Genomic DNA, 4,985 nt, shown 5'->3' on the forward strand with positions numbered 1-4,985 from the left:
AACCAACTGAGCTAGCGGCGCGTGCTGACGAGGTAAATACTACCTGGTCCGGGAGGGTGGTTTTGACCATCGCTCTCCGGGGCATAGCCGGAGCCCGCCGAGGGCGGCCGGGGCTCCCTTCGAGGGCGGCCGGGGCCGGGATCCGGGCTCAGATGGAGAGGGAGAGCAGCATCGGGGCCGCCTCACGGTTGAGGGCGTCGGCGGCCTGGCGCAGCCGGTGGGCATGGGCCAGGGGGAGGGAGAGGGCCAGGCAGCCCACCGAGCGGCCGGCGCTGACCGGAACCGCCGCGCAGACCGTGCCGATCGCGTATTCCTGAAGGTCGAGGACGGGGACGGTGGCGGGCTGGCTGTCCAGCTTGCGGAACAGCACCCTTTCGCTGGTGGTGGTCCGGGAGGTGAGCCGCACCGTCTTATGGCGCGAGAGATGATCGCGGCGGCTGTCCTGGTCGAGCTGGGTGAGCAGGCATTTGCCGAGTGCCATCGCATGGGCGGCGGAGCGGAAGTCCACCCACTCGTTGACCTTGGGCGTCCGCGGTCCGTCCGCATACTGCGTGATCTTGATTTCGCCGTCCACATAGCGGCTGAGATAGACCGCCGCGCCCACCGAGTCGCGCAGCGCGATCAGGGAGCGCTGGAGCTTGTCCTGGACGGCGTGGCCGCGGCCGGGGCCCGCGGAGCCCAGCAGGGTCAGCGAGATGCCGCCGACATAGGCCCCGTCGGCGATCTGCTCCACATAGCCCTCGCGGCGCAGCATCAGCAGCAGCTCGGCGAGCTGGTGGGCGGGCAGCCGGGTCTCCCGGGCGATCATGATGTCGCTGACGCCGGACGGGTGTTTGGCGATGACCTCCAGGATCCGGAGGGCGTGCTGCACCGAGTGGAACGGTGCGGTCGGCTCGGGCCTGAGCGCCACGATTTCCCCCCTCGCAGGTTGGCGCGGCTTTCTATCACGATAGCCGCCAAGGGGCTTATCCGGATCGGCTGTTGAGGATATTGCCGAGGTGCCGCACCCCCGGTCAGCAGGGGCGTATATCCAGGGCATATGACATAGGCATGCCCCCGCGGATGGGTCGCGGGGGCAGTGCCGGTCGGCGCCCGGGCCGGGTCGGGTGATCTACCTGGCAGGGGCCGGATGATCTGCTCGGCAGGGGCCGGATGATCTAGAGAACCGCGCTCAGGAACTCCCTCGTCCGCTCGTGCTCCGGCTCGGTGAAGATCTTTTCCGGCGGTCCGGACTCGATCACCCGGCCCGCGTCGAACATCAGCACATCGTCGGAGATGTCCCGGGCGAAGTTCATCTCATGCGTGACGCACAGCATGGTGATGTCCGTCGTATGGGCGATATCGCGCAGCACATCCAGCACCCCGGCCACCAGCTCCGGGTCCAGCGCCGAGGTCACCTCGTCCAGCAGCATCACCTGCGGCCGCATCGCCAGCGCCCGGGCGATCGCCACCCGCTGCTGCTGCCCGCCGGACAGTTGCGTCGGGTACGCGTCGCACTTGTCGCCGAGCCCGACCAGGTCGAGCAGCTCCCGGGCGCGGGTCTCGGCCTCGTCCTTGCTCAGGCCGAGCACATGCACCGGGGCCTCGGTGATGTTCCGCAGCACCCGCATATTGGGGAAGAGGTTGAACTGCTGGAAGACCATCCCGATCTTCTTGCGCACCTCACGGGTGTGCTTCTCGCCGGCCGGGACCAGCGAGCCGCCTCTGTCCTCATGGGTGAGGTAGTCGCCGTCGACCTTGATCGTGCCCTCGTCCGGTTTGATCAGCGTCATCAGCAGCCGCAGGATCGTGGTCTTGCCCGATCCCGAGGGGCCTATCAGGGTGACGTGCTTGCCGGAGGAGACCGAGAAGTCGAGGTTGTCCAGGACCGTATTGCTGCCGAAGCGCTTGGTCACCTGGTCGAAGCGGATCAGTTCACTGCCGTCCACGGCAGGATTCGTGTGGTCGGTTTCAGTGGCCAAGACGACGCTCCAGGGCTCGCATCAGAAGGGAAGCCGGATAGGCGATGACGATGAAGGCGATGCCGACCATCGTGTAGGGCTCGATGTACTGGAAGGACGACGCGCCTTCCGCGCGCGCCTTCTGAAGCATGTCGACGACGCCGATCAGCGCGAGCATCGGGGAGTCCTTCAGCATCGCGATGACGTAGTTGCCCAGGGCGGGCACCACCCGGCGGATGGCCTGCGGCAGGATCACCGCGGTCCAGGTACGGGCGCGGGAGAGGCTGAGCGCGGTCGCCGCCTCCCACTGCCCCTTGGGCACACCGTCGATCCCGGCCCGGTAGACCTCGGCGGTGTACGTCGAGTAGTGCAGACCGAGTGCGATCACCCCGGTGGTGAGCGCCGAGAACTTGATGTCCCAGGTCGGCAGCACGTAGTAGAAGAAGAACAACTGCACCAGCAGCGGGGTGTTGCGGATGAACTCCACGACCGCCGCCACCGGCCAGCGCACAAAGCGGGTCGGCGAGCGGAAGGCCATCGCCCACACCAGGCCCAGCGCGAACGCCAGGATCGAGCCCAGCGCGGTCGCCTCCAGCGTGATCAGCAGTCCGCGGCCCAGCTCCGGGAGGAAGTCCTTGGCCACATCCCAGTTCCAGGTCACTGGGCACCTCCCGTGATGATGTTGGACGACTGCTCGGACTCCTGGCGCGCGGACAGCTTCCGGGTCGCCAGCGGGCCCTTGCCGGACTTCACCGGAGCCTGGCCGATGCCCGCCTTGGCGCGCCGTTCCAGCAGCCGCATCAGCCGGGTGAGGACGAAGGCCAACACGAAGTAGAGGACCAGGATGATCGCGTAGATCTCCAGGCTGTCGCCGGTCGCCAGCCGCGAGAGCTGGGCGGCGAAGGTGATGTCGGCGACGCTCACCGCGGAGACCAGGGCGGTCGCCTTCAACAGCTCGATCAGCAGATTGTTGAAGGGCGGGATCATCTCCGGGATCGCCTGCGGCAGGATCACCCGGCGCATCCGCTGCGCGGGGCTGAAGCTGAGCGCGATGGCCGCCTCACGCTGCGCCGGGGCCACCGAGGCGATCGCGCCGCGCACGATCTCCGAGCCGTACGCCCCGTAGGTGAGGCCCAGCGCCAGCACCGCCGCCCACATCGACACCAGTTGATAACCGAAGGCCAGCGGCATCACGAAGAACAGCCAGAACATCAGCACCAGGGCCGAGGTGCCGCGGAAGATCTCCACATAGAAACCGGTCAGAAAGCGGACGATCCACAGCCGGGAGGTGCGGGCGATCCCGATGCCGAACGCCACGGCGGCCGCGAAGACCGCGCTGAACAGGGTGAGCTGGCTGGTGATCCAGACGCCCGGAAGAAGCCAGTTTTCCCACAGTCCGGCCGTCATGAGCACAGCTCCTTGGCGGTCAGATCGGTCATCTCTTCCTTGGTGAAGCCAAAGGGCCGCACGATGCGCAACAGCTCGCCGCTCTTCTTCATCTTGTGGAGCTCGACATTGAAGGCGTCCCGGAGCTTGGTCTCCTCCGGCCGGAAGGCGAAGCCGCCGGCGCCGATGTCCGGTTTGCCGTCGACGTACGCCTGGAACGGCTCGGTGGCCTCGGCCAGTCGGCTGTTCCGCTGCTTCACCACGTTGTGGACGGTCACGGTCGTGCCCGCGAAGACATCGGCCCGGCCCTGTTCCACGGCCAGCAGCCCGGCGAGCTGGTCGGGGAGGATCAGCATGTCGCTCTGTTTGATCCCGACGGCCTCCGCGTAGCCGATCTCGGCATATGCGGTACCGGTGGCCATTTTGGCCTTCTGCTTGGCGATGTCCTCGTAGTTGTGGATGTTCTTGGGGTTCCCCTTGCGCACGATGAACGCGTCACGCATGCGGTAGTCGGGGTCGGAGAAGATCACCTGGGCGCAGCGGTCGGGGTTGATGTACATCCCCGCCGAGACCACGTCGAACTGCTGCGAGCGAAGGCCCGGGATCAGCGAGCCGAACTCGGTCGGCACCGGCTGGACCTTGGCTACTCCCAGCCGCTTGAAGATGACCTTCGCGATCTCCGGCGCCTCGCCGGTGAACTCACCGTTCTTGTCGATATAGCCGAATGGGATCTCCCCCGCTATTCCCAGCCGGACCGTGCCTTGCGACCGCAGTCGCTCCAGCAGATTGCCCCCGTCCTTGGCGCCGGAGCCGGACACCCGGCTGCAACCGGCCGCGCCCAGCAGGCCCAGGGCCGCGCCGCCGGCGAGAAGCGAGCGGCGGCTTGGACCCATTTTCGCTATTTCTCTGCTATCGGTGTCTTTCTCACGTGGTGGAGCCATGGGCGCGCGGCTACCCGACTCCGGCAAATATATGCAGGCTGTTTCCGGCCCTTGATATAGCCGATGCCTGGGTAGGCCCCTACGGCAGGACTGGTTCCGAAGCGACCTGGAGGAAAGTCGATGGTTGACCGAGCCGACCGGTTCATCGAGGTCTCGCTCGAGAAGCGCGGGGTGAGCTGCACGGCCAAGCTCCTTGACGAGCGAGCGCCGATCACCTGCGAGGCGGTGTGGAACGCGCTGCCGCTGGGGGGTGACGTATATCACGCGAAGTATGCGCGCAATGAGATCTATGCGCTGCTTCCCCCCTTCGCGCCCGAGGAGCCGCCCCTGGAGAACCCGACGATCACCCCGATCCCCGGTGACCTGTGTTACTTCACCTTCACGGACACCCAGCTCGGGACGAAGTCGTACGGATACGAGACCGACGCCAAGCACCAGGGGCGGCGGCAGGTCGTCGACCTGGCGCTCTTCTACGAGCGGAACAACCTGCTGATCAACGGCGACGCGGGCTGGGTGCCCGGGATCGTCTGGGGCTCGGTCGTCGACGGCCTCGACCGGATGGCCGACGCCTGCCAGGACCTGTGGCGCGCCGGGGCGCTGGGGGAGACCCTCAGCTTCCGCCGGGCGTAGCGCACCGGCTTTCGCCGGGCGGTGGCCGTCGGTTTCCGCCGGGCGTAGCGCATGCGGCCGGGCCCGGGGCGGCTTCGCCCCGGGCCCG

6 protein-coding genes are annotated in these 4,985 nt (G+C 67.3%); 1 reads left to right on the forward strand and 5 read right to left on the reverse strand.

What is annotated here, in order from left to right; all coding sequences use genetic code 11:
- Window positions 1–148: 148 nt before the first annotated feature.
- From KN815_RS41890 to ehuB, 5 genes are all read right to left on the reverse strand, one after another.
- The gene (locus tag KN815_RS41890; RefSeq protein ID WP_216347017.1) at window positions 149–910 is read right to left on the reverse strand and encodes an IclR family transcriptional regulator domain-containing protein; all 762 of its coding nucleotides are present in this window, start codon (window positions 908–910) and stop codon (window positions 149–151) included.
- A 247-nt stretch (window positions 911–1,157) separates the two neighbouring features.
- A complete protein-coding gene (ehuA, locus tag KN815_RS41895; RefSeq protein ID WP_059142026.1) occupies window positions 1,158–1,928 on the reverse strand; it encodes an ectoine/hydroxyectoine ABC transporter ATP-binding protein EhuA in 771 nt (256 codons plus the stop codon).
- Between the two features lie 22 nt (window positions 1,929–1,950).
- Window positions 1,951–2,601 (reverse strand): ectoine/hydroxyectoine ABC transporter permease subunit EhuD, encoded by a 651-nt coding sequence (gene ehuD / locus KN815_RS41900; protein WP_216347018.1) that lies wholly within the window; start codon window positions 2,599–2,601, stop codon window positions 1,951–1,953.
- Window positions 2,598–3,347: an ectoine/hydroxyectoine ABC transporter permease subunit EhuC gene (gene ehuC / locus KN815_RS41905; RefSeq protein WP_216347019.1), complete on the reverse strand. Its 750-nt coding sequence runs from the start codon at window positions 3,345–3,347 to the stop codon at window positions 2,598–2,600. Before ehuC ends, ehuD begins: the two co-directional genes overlap by 4 nt.
- Window positions 3,344–4,267, reverse strand: a complete 924-nt coding sequence (gene ehuB, locus KN815_RS41910) for an ectoine/hydroxyectoine ABC transporter substrate-binding protein EhuB (protein ID WP_216347020.1) — start codon at window positions 4,265–4,267, stop codon at window positions 3,344–3,346. Before ehuB ends, ehuC begins: the two co-directional genes overlap by 4 nt.
- Before the next feature lie 120 nt (window positions 4,268–4,387).
- Here ehuB and KN815_RS41915 point away from each other — a divergent pair, with 120 nt between their 5' ends.
- Complete coding sequence (locus tag KN815_RS41915) at window positions 4,388–4,897, forward strand: DUF3830 family protein (protein WP_211125410.1); 510 nt, start codon at window positions 4,388–4,390, stop codon at window positions 4,895–4,897.
- The last annotated feature ends 88 nt before the right edge of the window (window positions 4,898–4,985 follow it).

This window comes from Streptomyces niphimycinicus (assembly GCF_018883605.1).
In the GTDB taxonomy this organism is placed as follows: Bacteria; Actinomycetota; Actinomycetes; order Streptomycetales; family Streptomycetaceae; genus Streptomyces; species Streptomyces niphimycinicus.